This is a genomic window from Diaphorobacter oryzae DSM 22780 (assembly GCF_059568935.1).
Genome location: NZ_JCANUL010000006.1, coordinates 188,553 through 204,289 on the forward strand (window position 1 = coordinate 188,553; position 15,737 = coordinate 204,289).

General features: G+C 69.2%; 13 protein-coding genes and 1 tRNA gene. 6 read left to right on the forward strand and 8 right to left on the reverse strand.

The genetic code is table 11. The features are described 5' to 3' along the window. Nucleotides 1–10 precede the first annotated feature (10 nt). Nucleotides 11–289, forward strand: coding sequence for a FixH family protein (locus BP68_RS12045; protein WP_496372093.1), 279 nt, complete (start codon nucleotides 11–13; stop codon nucleotides 287–289). Nucleotides 290–383: 94 nt separating this feature from the next. After that, the gene (locus tag BP68_RS12050; RefSeq protein WP_496372023.1) at nucleotides 384–674 is read left to right on the forward strand and encodes a hypothetical protein; all 291 of its coding nucleotides are present in this window, start codon (nucleotides 384–386) and stop codon (nucleotides 672–674) included. Nucleotides 675–738: 64 nt separating this feature from the next. Here the strand turns inward: BP68_RS12050 and BP68_RS12055 are convergent, their stop codons facing one another. After that, the gene (locus tag BP68_RS12055; RefSeq protein ID WP_496372025.1) at nucleotides 739–1,032 is read right to left on the reverse strand and encodes a hypothetical protein; all 294 of its coding nucleotides are present in this window, start codon (nucleotides 1,030–1,032) and stop codon (nucleotides 739–741) included. A 299-nt stretch (nucleotides 1,033–1,331) separates the two neighbouring features. Here BP68_RS12055 and BP68_RS12060 point away from each other — a divergent pair. Next, nucleotides 1,332–1,408 (forward strand) — tRNA-Arg (locus BP68_RS12060). Between the two features lie 3 nt (nucleotides 1,409–1,411). On the opposite strand, the gene BP68_RS12065 is transcribed toward BP68_RS12060, so the two are convergent. Genes BP68_RS12065 through BP68_RS12075 form a run of 3 tightly spaced genes read right to left on the reverse strand, consistent with a single transcriptional unit; the run spans nucleotide 1,412 to nucleotide 3,335 of the window. Continuing rightward, nucleotides 1,412–1,978, reverse strand: coding sequence for a class I SAM-dependent methyltransferase (locus BP68_RS12065; protein ID WP_496372027.1), 567 nt, complete (start codon nucleotides 1,976–1,978; stop codon nucleotides 1,412–1,414). Next, entirely contained in the window at nucleotides 1,978–2,115 is a 138-nt protein-coding gene (locus BP68_RS12070; protein WP_496372029.1) for a hypothetical protein, read from the reverse strand. The genes BP68_RS12065 and BP68_RS12070 overlap by 1 nt, the downstream gene beginning before the upstream one ends. Further along, nucleotides 2,112–3,335 (reverse strand): MFS transporter, encoded by a 1,224-nt coding sequence (locus BP68_RS12075; RefSeq protein WP_496372031.1) that lies wholly within the window; start codon nucleotides 3,333–3,335, stop codon nucleotides 2,112–2,114. Before BP68_RS12075 ends, BP68_RS12070 begins: the two co-directional genes overlap by 4 nt. Before the next feature lie 103 nt (nucleotides 3,336–3,438). Between BP68_RS12075 and BP68_RS12080 the strand changes: the two genes are divergently transcribed. From BP68_RS12080 to parC, 3 genes are all read left to right on the forward strand, one after another. Continuing rightward, the gene (locus tag BP68_RS12080; RefSeq protein ID WP_496372033.1) at nucleotides 3,439–5,421 is read left to right on the forward strand and encodes a DNA topoisomerase IV subunit B; all 1,983 of its coding nucleotides are present in this window, start codon (nucleotides 3,439–3,441) and stop codon (nucleotides 5,419–5,421) included. A gap of 92 nt (nucleotides 5,422–5,513) precedes the next feature. Then, nucleotides 5,514–6,326 (forward strand): lytic transglycosylase domain-containing protein, encoded by an 813-nt coding sequence (locus tag BP68_RS12085; protein ID WP_496372035.1) that lies wholly within the window; start codon nucleotides 5,514–5,516, stop codon nucleotides 6,324–6,326. Beyond that, the gene (parC, locus tag BP68_RS12090; RefSeq protein ID WP_496372037.1) at nucleotides 6,323–8,668 is read left to right on the forward strand and encodes a DNA topoisomerase IV subunit A; all 2,346 of its coding nucleotides are present in this window, start codon (nucleotides 6,323–6,325) and stop codon (nucleotides 8,666–8,668) included. Before BP68_RS12085 ends, parC begins: the two co-directional genes overlap by 4 nt. A 45-nt stretch (nucleotides 8,669–8,713) precedes the next feature. Here the strand turns inward: parC and mutS are convergent, their stop codons facing one another. The 4 genes from mutS to BP68_RS12110 form a co-directional block, all read right to left on the reverse strand. Then, nucleotides 8,714–11,359: a DNA mismatch repair protein MutS gene (gene mutS, locus BP68_RS12095; protein ID WP_496372039.1), complete on the reverse strand. Its 2,646-nt coding sequence runs from the start codon at nucleotides 11,357–11,359 to the stop codon at nucleotides 8,714–8,716. Between the two features lie 77 nt (nucleotides 11,360–11,436). Further along, nucleotides 11,437–13,044, reverse strand: coding sequence for an alkaline phosphatase D family protein (locus BP68_RS12100; RefSeq protein WP_496372041.1), 1,608 nt, complete (start codon nucleotides 13,042–13,044; stop codon nucleotides 11,437–11,439). 9 nt (nucleotides 13,045–13,053) lie between these two features. After that, entirely contained in the window at nucleotides 13,054–14,577 is a 1,524-nt protein-coding gene (locus BP68_RS12105) for a GGDEF domain-containing protein (RefSeq protein WP_496372043.1), read from the reverse strand. Nucleotides 14,578–14,678: 101 nt separating this feature from the next. Beyond that, nucleotides 14,679–15,653 carry an NADPH:quinone oxidoreductase family protein gene (locus BP68_RS12110; protein ID WP_496372045.1) on the reverse strand — a complete coding sequence of 325 codons (975 nt, stop codon included), beginning with the start codon at nucleotides 15,651–15,653 and terminating at the stop codon, nucleotides 14,679–14,681. Between the last annotated feature and the right edge of the window lie 84 nt (nucleotides 15,654–15,737).

Consider the following 15,737-nt stretch of genomic DNA (forward strand, 5'->3'; position numbering starts at 1 on the left):
GTTCGCGGCAATGTCGGCAAACCCATTGATGAATGCAGCACCTGAGTCCCAGCCGTGGTGGAAATATGGCCATGTCTGGCTGGTGATCGCTGGCCCGGTGATCGTGATCATCGCCGGTTTCGTGACGCTGTGGCTGGCCGTCAGGCAGCCAGACCCCCTGCTGGCGGAGGACTATTACCAGCGCGGGCTGGACATCAACAAGACCCTCAAAAACCCGGACATCAGCATGGCGCCGGCGATGAAGGGGCGCAACCATGCGGCCACGCCGGTGGAGGACCAGCCGCGCTGACCGGGTGCCATTTCTAAGGGGAATCAGGGATTCGTGCACCCTTTGCATGCGGGGTGCATGGTGCTAGGCTGTCACCATTGCAAGGAGGCGTGCGATGTGGACACAGCGACTGATGTGGATAGCCTGGCCTGCCTTTCTCATGGCCGGCGTGATGGAGATGGTGGTGTTTGCCTTCGTGGACCCAGAGGCACTGCACTGGTTTGACGGCCAGCCCATGGGTCTGTCGAATCAGGGGGTCTACACCATTGCCTTCTTCATTTTCTGGATAGTCACCATGGCGTCAGGAGCACTGACCACGCTGCTGTCCCTTTCTCCCTTTGAACTCAACCGCTGCCCGGTGCCCAAGGGGGAGCGGCCACTCGACTGCCCAAAGTACCAGCCCTGACCCACACGTGTGGGCCGGAGGTGTTGGCCGCTAGTGCGCTGTGACGATGCCAGGCCCGCGGGCATCAGCCCGCCGAACCCTGGGCCAAGTAGGACGGCTGGGACAGGCCCTGTTCCTTGTTTTTCTTCAATGCTGCAATGCGAGGCAGCTGCGAAGGACCCATCACCAGCGCGGCTTGCTCATCTCCCGATGTCAGTTCCGCTTCCAGACGCGCAACGCGGTGCCGGTACATCTTGGCCAGGGCGGCGTGGTGCTCCGCTGCATTCTCGTGTTCCAGTGCGGCCATGCGAGCTTCATCAAGGCTGTGCTGGATGCGGCGGGCATAAATGGTTCCGGGATCAAAGAATCGTTTGAGCATGATCTTCCTCCTGGCAGGGCTGGAACAGGGGTGCTTGCGAGCCGGGCCAAGGCCCTTTCAGCACATCAGACGAAAGCCCTTATGGTCCGACCGACTGGTGCAGTATCAGTGCTTCATGTATGCAAGACAACGCATAAGTCTCGGTCGGCCGCGGTATTGAGGGCTTGTCCTACACCTGGGCGCATGCGATGGTTCGGCAGGCCGGCTGGCGCGAAAAATCAACCGTTTGAAGGAACGGGGAGGGCGCCCCGTTTATGATGCGGCCCGTCCAGTCTGGTTCGCGCGCCAGCGCGCCACACCTGCCCGTAGCTCAACTGGATAGAGCAATTGCCTTCTAAGCAATAGGTCGGGGGTTCGAGTCCCTCCGGGCAGGCCATTGTTACAGCGGCCTGCGCACCGGGCCATACGCGGGTAGCGGCTCGCGCACGGCTGCGATGCGCTGCACGAAGCGCGCGGGGGCATCGAGGAAACCGTCTTCGTAGGCCACCACGCGCAGCCCGCTGCAGGCCTGCAGCAGCTCGCCGGGGCGCAGCAGGAATTCGGGGCGTGCGGGCCGGCCCACGGTTTCGTTGCCCTGGGCGAAGGTTTCGTAGAGCAGCACGCCACCCGGCGCCACGCTGTCCAAGAGGGTGGGCAGCAGGGGACGCCAGAGGTAGTTGGTGACCACCACGCAGGCGAAGCGGCGGCCCGGCAGGGGCCAGGGGTCGGCTTCGAGGTCGGCGGTGATGGCTTCTCCCCAGTTTGCTATTGAATTAATAGCTTTTTGCGCTGTATCTACGCCCGTTACAGGGTGATTTTGTTCATAAAACCAGCGCATGTGACGGCCCAGGCCGCAGGCCACGTCCAGCACGTCGCCGCCAGGGGGCACCAGATGCGACCAGCGCCGGATCCAGTCGGACGGGGGCTGCTCGCCGTGGTGTGGGGGGATGGGGGTGGTGTTTGGCATCAGAAGCAGGCCCAGACCTGGTCCGCCAGCGTCAGCATGAACTCTGGCTGCGTATACAGGGCAAACACGGCCAAGAGCACCAGCACGGCGGCTGTCAAGGCGGCTAGACGGGCCCAGCGGCTGGTTGGCGTGATCATGCGCGTGCCCCTTGTGGCACGGCGCGCGGGATGGCCCCCTCGCGCACCGGCAGATTCACCAGGCCGGCCAGGACGCCCAGTACGATGGCCAGGTACCAGACGATGTCATAGCTGCCCATGCGGTCGTACAGGTAGCCGCCAAGCCACACGCCCAGGAAGCTGCCGATCTGGTGGCTGAAGAACACGAAGCCGCTGAGCATGGACAGGTGCTGCACGCCGAAGATCTGCGCCACGGCGGCGTTCGTGGGCGGCACGGTGGACAGCCACAGCGCCCCGATCACGGCGGAGAACACGTAGACCGACATCGGCGACAGCGGAACCAGCAGAAAGATGGTGATGACCACGGCGCGGGCGAAGTAGATGAACGCCAGGATGTGGCGCTTCGGCATTCGCTGGCCCAGCGAGCCCGCGATGTAGGTGCCGAAGACGTTGAACAGCCCGATCAGCGCCAGCGCGTAGCTGGCCACCTGGGGCGTTAGCCCCTGGTCCTTGAGGTAGCTGGGCATGTGCACGCCGATGAACACCACCTGGAAGCCGCAGACGAAATAGCCCGCCGTGAGCAGCAGGAAGCTGGGGTAGCGCAGGGCCTCGGCAAAGGCCTCGCCCACGCTCTGGGTGCGTTTGACGGGGGCGCTGCCATGGAAGCCCGGCTCGCGCAGGCCGAAGGCCAGCGGCACGATCAGCAGCACCATGGCCGACAGCACCAGCAGCGCCTCCTGCCAGCCCAGGCGCAGGATGAGCTGGCCCTCCAGCGGCACCATGAGGAACTGGCCGAACGAGCCGGCGGCCGCCGCCACGCCCATGGCCCATGAGCGCCGCTCGGCCGAGATCTGCCGGCCCAGCACGCCGTAGATGATGGCGTAGGTGGTGCCGGCCTGGGCGGCGCCGATCAGCACGCCCGTGGTCAGCGCAAACAGCAGCGGCGTGGGCGACAGCGCCATGCCCGCCAGGCCCAGTGCGTAGAGCCCGGCCCCGCCGATGAGCACGCGAAACGCACCCAGCCGGTCGGCCAGCATGCCGCCGACGATGCCGAAGAGGCCCCAGGACAGGTTCTGGATGGCCATGGCCAGGGCGAAGGTCTGGCGCGTCCACCCCATGTCCTGCGTGACCGGCTGCAGCCACAGGCCGAAGCCGTGCCGGATGCCCATGGAGAGGGTGACGATGGCGGCGCCGCAAATCAGCACCTGGGCCATGGACAGTTTTCGCATTTCGTTGTGCATCCGGCGAATGTAGCGAAAACCCGCAGTACCCGCTGGAGGCGGGCCGTGGGCGGCCGGAAATACTGCCATCCTGGTTTTATATCCAGCACTACAATCCGCCGCCATGGCAGTCAAACCCGCATCCACTTCCGCCAGCGATTACTCCGAAGGTTCGATCCGCGTCCTCAAGGGCCTGGAGCCCGTCAAGCAGCGGCCCGGCATGTACACCCGCACCGACAACCCCCTGCACATCCTGCAGGAGGTGCTGGACAACGCGGCCGACGAGGCCCTGGCCGGCCACTGCAAGCGCGTCAAGGTCACGCTGCATGCCGACGGCTCGGTCAGCGTGGAGGACGACGGCCGCGGCATCCCGTTCGGCATGCACCCCGAGGAACGCGCGCCGGTGATCGAACTGGTGTTCACCCGGCTGCACGCGGGCGGCAAGTTCGACAAGGGCAAGGGCGGGGCCTACAGCTTCTCGGGTGGCCTGCACGGCGTGGGCGTGTCGGTGACCAATGCCCTGGCCACGCGGCTGGAGGCGACCACGCACCGCGAGGGGCAGGTGGCCCGCCTGGTGTTCGAGGGCGGCGACGTGACCGAGCCGCTGGTGGCGCGCCCCCTGGCGGCGGGCGAGCGCAAGCAGGGCACGACGGTGCGCGTGTGGCCCGATGCCAAGTACTTCGAGTCGAGCCAACTGCCCATGGGCGAGCTGACGCACCTGCTGCGCAGCAAGGCCGTGCTCATGCCCGGCGTGACGGTGCAGCTCATCAACGAGAAGACGCGCGACACCCAGACCTGGCAGTACAAGGGCGGCCTGCGCGACTACCTGGGCCAGACGCTGTCCTTCGATCCGGTGATTCCGCTGTTCGAGGGCGAGGGCTTTGCCGACCGCCACAGCGAGAGCTTCGCCGAGGGCGAGGGCGCCGCATGGTGCGTGGCCTTCACCGAGGAAGGCGCGCCCGTACGCGAAAGCTACGTCAACCTCATTCCCACCAGCGCCGGCGGCACGCACGAGAGCGGCCTGCGCGACGGCCTGTTCACCGCCGTCAAGAGCTTCATCGAGCTGCATTCGCTGCTGCCCAAGGGCGTGAAGCTCATGCCCGAGGACGTGTTCGCGCGCGCCAGCTATGTGCTCAGCGCCAAGGTGCTGGACCCGCAGTTCCAGGGCCAGATCAAGGAGCGGCTCAATTCCCGCGACGCCGTGCGGCTGGTGTCCAGCTTCGTGCGCCCCGCGCTCGAACTCTGGCTGAACCAGCATGTGGAGTACGGCAAGAAGCTGGCCGAACTCGCCATCAAGGCGGCGCAGACGCGCCAGCGCGCTGGCCAGAAGGTCGAGAAGCGCAAGGGCTCGGGCGTGGCCGTGCTGCCCGGCAAGCTCACCGACTGCGAAAGCCGCGACCTGGCCTACAACGAGGTCTTCCTGGTGGAGGGCGACTCGGCCGGCGGCAGTGCCAAGATGGGGCGCGACAAGGAAAGCCAGGCCATCCTGCCGCTGCGCGGCAAGGTGCTCAACACCTGGGAGGTGGACCGCGACCGCCTGTTCGCCAACACCGAGGTGCACGACATCTCGGTGGCCATCGGCGTGGATCCGCACGGCCCGAACGACACACCGGATCTGAGTGGCCTGCGCTACGGCAAGGTCTGCATCCTGTCCGACGCCGACGTGGACGGCTCGCACATCCAGGTGCTGCTGCTCACGCTGTTCTTCCGCCACTTTCCCAAGCTGGTGGAGGCGGGGCATATCTACGTGGCGCGCCCGCCGCTGTTCCGCGTCGACATTCCCGCGCGCGGCAAGAAACCGGCCGCCAAGGTCTATGCGCTGGACGAGGCCGAACTGGCCGCCATCCTCGACAAGGCCGCCAAGGACGGCGTGCCGCGCGAGAAGTGCCAGATCAGCCGCTTCAAGGGCCTGGGCGAGATGAACGCCGAGCAGCTGTGGGAAACCACGCTCAATCCCGACACGCGCCGGCTGCTGCCGGTGCAACTGGGCGCGTTCGACTTCGCGGCCACCGAGGGGTTGATCACCAAGCTCATGGGCAAGGGCGAGGCCGCCGCGCGGCGCGAGCTCATGGAGCTGCACGGCGACCTGGTGGACGTGGACATCTGATACGGACGCCCGTGGCCGCCAGCCCCATGCCGCGCATCTCCGCCCCGCGTACTTCAAGCCTTTCAGGCGTTTTGCGCAGGTGGATCGGGTGTATGCTGCTCCTGTTTTTGCAGCAGGCGGCGCATGCCGACCTGTGGGCCTTCGTCGATGCACGCGGCGTGACCCACTTCGCGGCGGAGCAGCTGGACGAACGCTACGCGCTGTTCTTTCGCGGCCATGACTTCGACTCCGCGCGCGACATGCCGGCCGCCGCCGCGCAGCCGGCAACGCCGGCCGATGCGGCCCCGCCCTCCGGCGCGCGGCTGCTGGCCTTCTTCGAGGTGTCGCACGACTACAAGCTCGTGCGCCAGCACCTGCGCGCCGCGGCCACCCACCATGGCGTGGACTACGAGCTGCTGCAGGCCGTGATCGCCACCGAATCGGGGTTCGATGCGCGCGCCGTGTCGCCGCGCGGCGCCGTGGGGCTGATGCAGCTCATGCCGGCCACCGCCAGCCGCTTCGGCGTGGCGGGCGATGCCCGGCGCTCGGTGGAGCAAAAACTCACCGACCCGGCCACCAACCTGGCCGCGGGCACGCGCTACCTGCGCTATCTCATGGACCTGTTCGAGGGCAGGCTGGACCTGGCGCTCGCGGCCTACAACGCGGGCGAGGGCGCGGTGCAGCGCGCTGGCAACCGCGTGCCGGCCTACCGCGAAACCCGCAACTACGTCACCACCGTGCTCGGCCTGTATGCGCTGCTCAAGCCGCCGGCCCCGTTGCAGGCGCACCGCGCCGCCACGGGCCGCCTGCGCATGGAGCTGCCGGCCGTGCCCCATCCCGCATCCGACACCGGCGCGCGCGGCGGCGAGCCGCCCGCGCGCATGGCCTGGCGTCCCGCGACCGAGCCTTCTCCCATCACCGAATGAGCGACCAACCCACTCTCGACCTTTCCACCCCCGCCGACGGCGGCGACAGCCTGGAGCTGGCCGGCTACGCCCAGCGGGCCTACCTTGAATACGCGCTGTCGGTCGTCAAGGGGCGCGCGCTGCCCGACGTGTGCGACGGCCTCAAGCCCGTGCAGCGGCGCATCCTCTACGCCATGGACCGCATGGGCCTGGGCTACAACGGCAACACGGCCGCCAAGCCCGTCAAGAGCGCCCGCGTGGTCGGCGACGTGCTGGGCCGCTTTCACCCGCACGGCGACCAGTCGGCCTACGACGCGCTGGTGCGCCTGGCGCAGGACTTCAACCAGCGCTACCCGCTGATCGACGGCCAGGGCAACTTCGGCAGCCGCGACGGCGACGGCGCGGCCGCCATGCGCTACACCGAGGCGCGCCTGTCCAAGATCACCGGCCTGCTGCTCGACGAGATCGACATGGGCACGGTGGACTTCCAGCCCAACTACGACGGCAGCACGCAGGAGCCGCGCCAGCTGCCCGCGCGCCTGCCGTTTGCGCTGCTCAACGGCGCCAGCGGCATCGCCGTGGGCCTGGCCACCGAGATCCCCAGCCACAACCTGCGCGAGGTGGCCGACGCCTGCGTGGCCCTGGTGAAGAAGCCGCAGCTCTCCGACGACGAGCTGTTCGTGCTGGTTCCCGGCCCCGACTACCCGGGCGGCGGCCAGATCATCAGCAGCGACACCGACATCCGCGACGCCTACCGCACGGGCCGCGGCAGCCTCAAGGTGCGCGCGCGCTGGAAGATCGAGGAGTTGGCGCGCGGCCAGTGGCAGATGGTGGTGACCGAGCTGCCGCCCGGCGTTTCCGCGCAGAAGGTGCTCGAGGAGATCGAGGAGCTGACCAACCCCAAGGTCAAGACCGGCAAGAAGGCGCTCACGCAGGAGCAGACCCAGCTCAAGGCCTCGCTGCTGGCGCTGCTGGACGGCGTGCGCGACGAGTCCAGCAAGGACGCGCCGGTGCGCATCGTCATCGAGCCCAAGACCGGCAAGGTGCCGCAGCAGGACCTGATCACCACGCTGCTGGCCCATACCAGCCTGGAGACCTCGGCGCCCATCAACCTGACCATGGTGGGGCTGGACGGCCGGCCGGTGCAGAAGTCGCTGCGCCAGATGCTGGAGGAATGGATCGCCTTCCGCCAGACCACGATCACGCGGCGCAGCCAGCACCGGCTGCAAAAGGTGCTGGACCGCATCCATATCCTCGAGGGGCGGCAGCTGGTGCTGCTGAACATCGACGAGGTGATCGCCATCATCCGCCAGTCCGACGAGCCCAAGGCGGCGCTGATCGCGCGCTTCAAGCTCTCCGACCGGCAGGCCGAGGACATCCTCGAAATCCGCCTGCGCCAGCTGGCGCGGCTGGAGGCCATCAAGATCGAGCAGGAACTGAAGGAGCTGCGCGAAGAGCAGGGCAAGCTGGAGGACATCCTGGCCAACCCCGCCTCGCTGCGCCGCCTGATGGTCAAGGAGATCGAGCAGGACGCCAAGCAGTTCCAGGACGCGCGTCGCACGTTGATTCAGGCCGAGAAGAAGGCCGTGGCCGAGGTCAAGGTGCTCGACGAGCCCGTTACCGTGGTCGTCTCCGAAAAGGGCTGGGTGCGCGCCCGCCAGGGCCATGGGCACGAGGCGGGCAGCTTCGCCTTCAAGGCGGGCGACGGGCTGTACGGCACCTTCGAGTGCCGCACGGTGGACACGCTGATCGTCTTCGGCAGCAACGGCCGCGTGTACTCGGTGGCCGTGGCCAATCTGCCCGGGGGGCGCGGCGACGGCCAGCCTATCACCACGCTGATCGAGCTGGAGGCCGGCACGCAGCCGGTGCACTACTTTGCCGGCCCGGCCCAGGCGGCGCTGTTGCTGGCCGGCTCGGGCGGCTACGGCTTCCTGTCCACGGTGGAGCACATGACCGCACGCAACCGGGGCGGCAAGGCCTTCGTCACGCTGGGCGAGGGCGAGCGGCTATGCCGGCCGTCGCACGCGGCGTTCACCAGCGGCAGCCAGAGCCTGGCGCCGGCCACGCATGTGTGCTGCGCGTCGGCGGGCGGGCGCGTGCTCACGTTCGAGATCGCCGAGCTCAAGCTCATGGAAAAGGGCGGCCGGGGCCTGCTGCTCATCGACCTGGAGCCCAAGGACCAGCTCGCGGGCGCGGCGGCCTATACGCGCAGCGTGCGCTTCGAGGGCGTGGGCCGTGGCGGCAAGCCGCGCGAGGAGACGCTGGAGATCCGCAGCCTGAACAACGCGCGCGCCGTGCGCGGGCGCAAGGGCAAGGCGGCGGACCTGGGCTTCAAGCCGGCTGACGTGCTGCGCGTGGAGTGACGGGCGCCGGCGGGCGGGCGGCGCGGCCCGCCCCGGCGCGGGGCGCTATGCCCCGCTCAGCCGCTTGAGTTGGTACAGCGCGTCCAGCGCCTCGCGCGGGCTGAGCTGGTCGGGGTTGATCTGCGCCAGCGCCGACTCCACGGGGCTGACGGCCTGCACCTCGGGTGCGGGCGGCGGCGCGAACAGGTCCACCTGCAGATCGTCCTCGCCCGCGCGCTCCTCCAGCGCGGCCAGCGTGTGGCGCGCATGGTGCAGCACGGCCGCGGGCACGCCGGCCAGCTTGGCCACCTGGATGCCGTAGCTGCGGCTGGCGGGGCCGGGCTGGATCTCGTGCAGAAAGACGATGTCCGAGCCCGATTCGGTGGCGCCCACATGCACGTTCACCGCATGCTGGTGGCGGGCCGACAGCTCCGTCAGCTCGAAGTAGTGCGTGGCGAACAGGGCGAAGGCCTTGGTGCGGTCGTGCAGATGGGTGGCGATGCCGCTGGCCAGGGCCAGGCCGTCGAAGGTGCTGGTGCCGCGGCCGATCTCGTCCATCAGCACCAGGCTGTGGGGCGTGGCGCTGTGCAGGATCTGCGCGGCCTCGGTCATCTCCAGCATGAAGGTGGACTGCGCGTTGGCCAGGTCGTCTGCCGCGCCGATGCGGGTGTGGATGGCGTCGATGGGGCCCAGGCGGCAGGCGGTGGCCGGCACATGGCTGCCCATGCTGGCCAGCAGCACGATCAGCGCCACCTGGCGCATGTAGGTCGATTTACCGCCCATGTTGGGGCCGGTGATGATCTGCATGCGCGTGTTGCCGTGCAGCCGCGTGTGGTTGGGGATGAAGGCGCCGCTGGAGGTCTCGGCCAGGCGCGCCTCCACCACCGGGTGGCGGCCGGCGTCGATGTCGATGCAGGGCTGGTCCACAAACTGCGGTGCGCACCAGTTGAGCGTGAGCGAGCGCTCGGCCAGCGTGCACAGCACGTCCAGCGAGGCCAGCGCATGGGCCAGCTGCGTGAGCTGCGGCACATGGGGCTGCAGCCGGTCCAGCACCTGCTCGTACAGCCATTTCTCGCGCGCCAGCGCGCGCTCCTGGGCCGACAGGGCCTTGTCCTCGAAGGACTTGAGTTCCGGAGTGATGAAGCGCTCGGCGTTCTTCAGCGTCTGGCGGCGGCGGTAGTCGTCGGGCACCTTGTCCACATGGCTGGCCGTCACCTCGATGTAGAAGCCGTGCACCTTGTTGAACTGCACACGCAGGTTGGGAATGCCGGTGCGGGCCTTCTCGCGGGTTTCCAGCTCCAGCAGGAAGTCGTCGCAGTTGTTCTGGATGGCGCGCAGCTCGTCCAGCTCGGCGTCGAAGCCGGTGGCGATCACGCCGCCGTCGCGCACCAGGGCGGCGGGTTCCTCCTGGATGGCGGCCTGCAGCAGCGCGGTGCACGCGGCGGGCGGGTGCAGTTGGCCAAAAATTTGAGCCAAAAATGCCTCTGGAGCTTGTGTATTAAGCGCTAGTAGCTCTGTTTTTTGTAGCGTTTTGCACAGCGCCACCAGTTCACGGGGGCGCACCTGGCGCAGGGCGATGCGGGCGGTGATGCGCTCCACGTCGCTCACGCCGCGCAGCTCAGCGCGCAAGACCTGCCACGGGCCCTGGCCGGCGCCCGCGCCCCGCAGTGCGGCGGTGGCGGCCAGGCGCTGGCGCGCGGCGCCGCGGTCGCGCTCGGGCTCCAGCAGCCAGGTCTTGAGCAGGCGGCTGCCCATGCCGGTCATGCAGGTGTCGAGCAGGGAGAACAGCGTGGGGCCGTCCTCGCCGCGCAGCGTCTTGACCAGTTCCAGATTGCGGCGCGTGGCCGCGGGCAGGTGGATGAGCGCATCGCTGCGCTGCACATGCACCTTGTGGATATGGGTCAGCGTGCGCCCCTGCGTGTGCTCGGCGTACTGCAGCAGCGCGGCGGCGGCGGCATGGGCGTGGGGCAGGCCCTCGGCGTTCCAGGCCTGCAGGCTGGCGGCGCCCAGGTGCTCGAGCAGCTTGCGCTCGCCCAGGGCGGCGTCGAACTGCCAGTCCGGACGCAGGCTCAGGGGGCAGGCAAATGCGCCGCCCTGGCGCAGCTGGGTCAGTTGCTCCTCAAAGCGCTGCGTGACGCCGGCGCTGTAGATCACCTCGCTGGGGGCGATGCGGGCCAGCCATGCGCCCAGCTCGTCATGGGCGCATTCGGCCAGGTGCACCACGCCCTGCGTGACCGACAGCCACGCCAGGCCGCAGCGCGCACGCGCGCCCTGGTGCACGGACAGCAGCAGGGATTCGTTCTTGTCGGACAGCAGTTCGCTGTCGGTGAGCGTGCCGGGCGTGACCACGCGCACCACCTTGCGCTCCACCGGGCCCTTGCCGGCGCCGACCTCGCCGACCTGCTCGGCGATGGCCACCGACTCGCCCATCTTGATGAGCCGGCCCAGGTAGTTCTCCAGCGCATGGAAGGGCACGCCCGCCATCATGACCGGCTGGCCGGCCGACTGGCCGCGCTGGGTCAGCGTGATGTCCAGCAGCCGCGCGGCCTTCTCGGCGTCGGCGTAGAACAGTTCGTAGAAATCGCCCATGCGGTAGAACACCAGGGTGTCCGGGTGCTGGGCCTTGAGGCCCAGGTACTGGGCCATCATGGGTGTGTGGTTCGAGAAGTCGGCCTCTTCGGGACGGGGTGTGGGCGCTGATTTCCCGGTCATCTGTCTGTCTGTTCCTACGGTGCGGGGGGGCATGGGGTGGGGCGCGCGGCGCACAGCCGCCGGTGCGGGCTGCGGCGCTAGGCCGGCTGGGGGCCGGGACGGCCGTCTTCCACCACGAAACGGGCCAGAGTGTACGCGCCGCTGTCGGCGTCGAGCGGGTCCCGGACGGCGCGCAGCGTGGTCGTCCAGCGGGCGGGCGTGATGTCGCACAGGCCGTAGCCGCGCTCGCCGCAGCGGGCCAGCAGCACATGCGGGTTGCGGCGCGCGATGGCGTCCACCTTGTCCTGCGTGGTGCCGGCGCGTGAGGAGATCGAGGTGCCGCAGAACTCGCTGGCCAGGATGCGCGGCGGGTGTCCGCCGTGGGCGGTGGGTGCCGCCGTCACGTTGCACACGTAGTTCTGGTGGATGTCGCCGCCCAGCAGCACGGTGTTGCGCGGGGGATGCCCGGCCAGGGCCTGCAGCAGGCGGGCGCGGGCGGCGGGGTAGCCGTCCCAGGTGTCGGTGGACTGCACGCCCGAGGGGTAGCGGCGGGGCGAGAACAGCGTCTGCTGCGCCAGCACGCTCCAGCGCGTGGAATGCCCGCGTGCGTCCGCCGCCAGGCCCGTCTGCAGCCATTGCTCCTGCCCCCACCCCAGAAGGCTGCGGCCCGGTTCGGCAAGCTCGGCGCAGGCGTCGGGGCGCACCGCGCCGGCGGAGCCGCTGCCCGGCGCGCGGCAGGCCTGGAGATCGCGGTACTGGCGGGCATCCAGTATGTGCAGCCGGGCCAGGCGCCCCCAGGGCAGGCGGCGATGGATCTGCAGCCCCTGAAAGGCGGATGCCGCGAGGGTGGATGCGCGCAGCGGCATGTGTTCGTAGAAGGCCTGCCAGGCGGCGCTGCGCAGGAGAAGCCAGTCGGCGCGGTCGCCCCGGCCGTGGCCCGCGGCGTAGTCGTTCTGGGCCTCGTGGTCGTCCCAGGTCACGACCCAGGGGGCGCAGGCGTGCGCGGCCTGCAGGGCGGGGTCGCTCTTGTGCAGGGCGTAGCGGTCGCGGTAGTCGGCCAAGCTATTGGGCAGGCGCAGGTGGTGCACGCGCGCCAGGCCTGTGGTGTCCTTGGGCGTGGGGTATTCGTAGATGTAGTCGCCGAGGAACAGCACCAGGTCGGGGCTGTCCGCGCAGGCGTGCCGCCAGGCGGCGTAGTGGCCGTGTTCCCAGCGCTGGCATGAGGCATAGACCAGCCGCAGCCGCTCATCCAGCGCATGCGGCGCCGGGGCCGTGCGGGTGCGGCCCACGGCGCTGACGGCATCCGCCAGCATGAAGCGGTAGTGGTACCAATGGCCGGGCTGCAGGCCCTGCACCTCCACGTGGATGCTGTGCGCCAGCTCGGGCAGGGCGGTGGCCGTGCCATGCCGTACGATGCGGCGGAACTGCGCGTCGTCGGCGAGCTCCCAGCGCACGGTGAGCGGGCCGGCCCAATGGAGCGGGGCGTCAGGCTCCATGCCGCCCGTGCCGCCCATGTGGGCCGGGGGCAGCAGGCGGGTCCAGAGCACCACGCCGTCGGGCGTGGGGTCGCCGCTGGCCACCCCGAGGGCGAACGGGTCGTGCCGCACGGGCGTGCGGGCCCAGGCCCATCGGGGCAGCTGCGTGGCCATGGCCGCCCAGGCCGCCTTGTGCAGCAGGGCGCGGCGGCTGGCGGCAGTGGCTTGCATGGCGGGGTGCTACGCGGCCACCACGCGGTTCTTGCCGGAGCGCTTGGCCAGGTACATGCCCTGGTCGGCGCGGCGGATGGCGTCGGCGCTGTCGTGCTCGCCTTCCACCTGCGCCACGCCGGCGCTGAAGGTGATGAGCAGGCGCTCCTGGTCCTTGAGGAAGTAGCGCGTGGTCAGCTCGCGCTGCAGGCGTTCCATGGCTTTTACGCCCTCGGGTAACCGGGTGTCGGGCAGGACGAGCACGAACTCCTCGCCGCCGTAGCGCGCCAGCTGGTCCTGGGGCCGCATGACCTCGCGTGTGACCTTGGCCAGGTGCATCAGGGCTTCGTCGCCGGCCGTGTGGCCCAGCCGGTCGTTGATGGCCTTGAAGTTGTCCAGGTCCAGCAGCGCCACGCACAGCGGCGTGCCATTGCGCCGCGCGCGTGCGACCTCCCGGTCCAGGGCTTCGTCGAGGCCCTTGCGGTTGAGCGAGCCGGTCAGCGGGTCGTGGCGGGCCTGGGCGCTGGCCCGGTCCAGCTCCCGGCGCAGCAGGTCGATTTCGGCGTGCTTGGCCTCGGCGCGCTCGCGCAGGTCCTGCAGCTCGCCACGCGTCACGCGGCTGCTCAGCGCCATGGCGCGGGTGGCCGCCATGACCTCCTCCAGCAGCGGCATGATGTCCTGCAGCTGGGTTGCCTGGCCGATGCGCTCGGCGCAGTGCTCCATCTTCTCGTGGTAGGCGCTGCTGGATTCGTCCATGTGCGCCAGCCGCTCGATGAAGGTGGCCAGCAGCTCGCGCATCTGGGCCTGGGCCTGCACCGTGCGCTCCTTGGCCTCGGACTGCTTGAAGATCACGTCCTTGAGCCGTCGCTGCACTTCGTCGAGCTGGCGCAGCGTGAGCGGCGGCGTGGAGGCGGCCAGCAGGGCATCGGCCTGGCCATGCAGCCATTCGTCGTCCAGGCTCAGCGCGGCGATGTTTTCGAACACCAGGCGCAGCAGTCCCAGCAGGTTCGTGCGGATGGCGGCCTGGTCCTCCGCGGCGAACGAAAGCCGGTAGCTGAAGTTGCTCAGCATCAGCTCTGCCGTGGGAACGGGGGGCTCGGGCTCGCGCAGGAAGGCGCTGAGCTGCGCCGCCAGCTCGTGCACGCGGGCATCGTCCTCGCCCAGCGCCGGCAGGGTGTTGTCCACCAGCCGCGCCAGGTTCTGGGCCAGTGTGGGGGGCAGGTGTGCCAGGTCGGCGTCGGCGGACTCGGGTGCGGCGGCCGGGGCAAGCCCCAGGTTGGCATAGCCCACGAACACGTTTTGCAGCATGGACCAGTCTTGCCGCGTGATGGCGTTCTCCAGCAGGCCCAGCAGGCGCTTCTGTCCCGGGGTCTGCCCCGGTATTACCCGGAGAATCTGCCGCAGCTGCGCTGTGGGAAACGATGGCGCGCTGGGGTGCCCCGCGACCTCGTCGTACAGCGCCTGGTAGTTGTCGGGGGAGGGCTGGAGCCGGCGCGCGGCCAGTTGCTTGAGGGTTTCACGCGCGATCTCGGACGGGGATTTGGCTACGGCCATCTGCAGGGCTGACAGGAAGGGGCGAAGGCCTGGAAGTGTGACAGAGCGTAGCCGGCTTGAATAGCCAACGCCTCTATACCCCCGCCGGTCGGCCCGCCTCGTCAGTTGACCAGCACCAGCTTTCCCATCACCGCGCGTGCGCCCATGTGGGCATAGGCGGCAGGCAACTGCGCCATGGGCATGGTGCGGTCGATCACGGGCTTGATCCTGCCCTGTGCATACCACTGGGCCAGCTCGGCCATCATGGCGGCGTTGGCCTGGGGCTCGCGCTTGGCGAATTCACCCCAGAACACGCCGACGATGGAGGCGCCCTTGAGCAGCGCCAGGTTCAGTGGCAGCGAAGGGATGGGCCCCGAGGCGAAGCCCACCACCAGATAGCGCCCGCGCCAGGCGATGGAGCGAAAGGCCGGCTCGGAGAAATGTCCGCCCACGGGGTCGTAAATCACGTCGGGGCCCTTGCCGTCGGTAAGGGACTTGATGGCCGTGCGCAGGTCTTCCTGGCTGTAGTTGATGACGGCATCGGCCCCCACCTTGAGGCACAGGTCGCACTTGTCGTCCGTGGACGCCGCGGCGATCACGCGTGCGCCCAGGGCCTTGGCAATCTGGATCGCGGCTGTCCCCACGCCGCCCGCAGCCCCCAGCACCAGCACGGTCTCGCCGGCCTGGAGCCGTGCACGGTCCACCAGCGCATGGTGGGAGGTGGCGTAGGTCATGATGAAGGCGGCAGCATCCACCGGCGGGAATCCTTCGGGCAGTGGGATGCAGCGCGCCGCCGGTGCGATGGTATGGGTGGCGAACCCCCCGGTGCCGCTCAGGCAGGCCACGTTCTGCCCGGCGCGCAGGTGGGTCACGCCATCGCCCACGGCCTGCACGACGCCCGCGTACTCCGAGCCGGGGACGAAGGGCAGGGGCGGCTTGATCTGGTATTTGTCCTGCACGATCAGCAGGTCGGGGAAGTTCAGGCTCGCGGCGTGAATCCTGATCAGCACCTCGCCGGCCCGCGGTTCGGGCGTGGGCATTTCGGTCCAGGCCAGGGCCTCTACGCCGGTGGGGTTGGTGCAGAGCCAAGCGTGCATGGGAGTCTCCTGTGTTGTGGGCGGTGGCGCGGGCGCGCATCATAGGTGGCGCCCAGGAGGGGGCCTTGTCCCTTGGGTGACGGG

What these genes read in the sequence shown, in the direction of transcription:
- BP68_RS12050 (WP_496372023.1), top strand. Translation starts at nt 384, where the DNA reads ATGTGGACACAGCGACTGATGTGGATAGCCTGGCCTGCCTTTCTCATG.
- parC (WP_496372037.1), top strand. Translation starts at nt 6,323, where the DNA reads ATGAGCGACCAACCCACTCTCGACCTTTCCACCCCCGCCGACGGCGGC.
- BP68_RS12110 (WP_496372045.1), bottom strand. Translation starts at nt 15,653, where the DNA reads ATGCACGCTTGGCTCTGCACCAACCCCACCGGCGTAGAGGCCCTGGCC.
- BP68_RS12045 (WP_496372093.1), top strand. Translation starts at nt 11, where the DNA reads ATGTCGGCAAACCCATTGATGAATGCAGCACCTGAGTCCCAGCCGTGG.
- mutS (WP_496372039.1), bottom strand. Translation starts at nt 11,359, where the DNA reads ATGACCGGGAAATCAGCGCCCACACCCCGTCCCGAAGAGGCCGACTTC.
- BP68_RS12055 (WP_496372025.1), bottom strand. Translation starts at nt 1,032, where the DNA reads ATGCTCAAACGATTCTTTGATCCCGGAACCATTTATGCCCGCCGCATC.
- BP68_RS12075 (WP_496372031.1), bottom strand. Translation starts at nt 3,335, where the DNA reads ATGCACAACGAAATGCGAAAACTGTCCATGGCCCAGGTGCTGATTTGC.
- BP68_RS12065 (WP_496372027.1), bottom strand. Translation starts at nt 1,978, where the DNA reads ATGCCAAACACCACCCCCATCCCCCCACACCACGGCGAGCAGCCCCCG.
- BP68_RS12080 (WP_496372033.1), top strand. Translation starts at nt 3,439, where the DNA reads ATGGCAGTCAAACCCGCATCCACTTCCGCCAGCGATTACTCCGAAGGT.
- BP68_RS12070 (WP_496372029.1), bottom strand. Translation starts at nt 2,115, where the DNA reads ATGATCACGCCAACCAGCCGCTGGGCCCGTCTAGCCGCCTTGACAGCC.
- BP68_RS12105 (WP_496372043.1), bottom strand. Translation starts at nt 14,577, where the DNA reads ATGGCCGTAGCCAAATCCCCGTCCGAGATCGCGCGTGAAACCCTCAAG.
- BP68_RS12085 (WP_496372035.1), top strand. Translation starts at nt 5,514, where the DNA reads ATGCTGCTCCTGTTTTTGCAGCAGGCGGCGCATGCCGACCTGTGGGCC.
- BP68_RS12100 (WP_496372041.1), bottom strand. Translation starts at nt 13,044, where the DNA reads ATGCAAGCCACTGCCGCCAGCCGCCGCGCCCTGCTGCACAAGGCGGCC.